Source organism: Pseudomonas sp. EL_65y_Pfl1_R83 (assembly GCF_963970695.1).
GTDB lineage: Bacteria > Pseudomonadota > Gammaproteobacteria > Pseudomonadales > Pseudomonadaceae > Aquipseudomonas > Aquipseudomonas tritici.
Window position 1 is genome coordinate 1 of record NZ_CAXAQI010000266.1, and the last position, 512, is coordinate 512.

Here is a 512-nt window from a genome sequence, read left to right on the forward strand (position 1 = left end):
GCCGCCCGCCAGCAGCGCGCGCACGGTCGCGGCACCAGAGCGCGCAAGCCCCAGCACAGCGTAGCTTTTGCCGCGCCAGAGGGGCGATACGATCACCGGAGCTTCAACGTCGACAGCCCTGCCAGCGCGAGCACGAGCGCGATGATCCAGAACCGGATCACGACCGTTGGCTCGCTCCAGCCGAGTTGCTCGAAATGATGGTGGATCGGTGCCATCTTAAACACGCGGCGGCCAGTGCGCTTGTAGAAGAACACCTGGATGATGACGCTCATCGCTTCGATCACGAACAGCCCGCCGATGATGCCCAGCACGATTTCATGATGCGCCACCACCGCGATCGCGCCAAGCGCGCCGCCGAGGGCTAGGCTGCCGGTAGCGCCCATGAACACCGCCGCCGGCGGCGCGTTGAACCACAGGAACGCCAGCCCCGCGCCGACAATCGCGCCGCAAAAGATGGCCAGATCACCCGCGTGCGGCACGTGCGGAATGCCGAGATAGGCCGCGAACTTGGC

Annotated in this window: 1 protein-coding gene; it reads right to left on the bottom strand. The window is 66.2% G+C overall.

Features of this window, described 5'->3' with window-relative positions; translation table 11 throughout:
- Positions 1-92 precede the first annotated feature (92 nt).
- Positions 93-512 (bottom strand): phospho-N-acetylmuramoyl-pentapeptide-transferase (mraY, locus tag AACY08_RS28780; protein ID WP_339472485.1); only part of this gene is annotated, 420 nt, incomplete at its 5' end.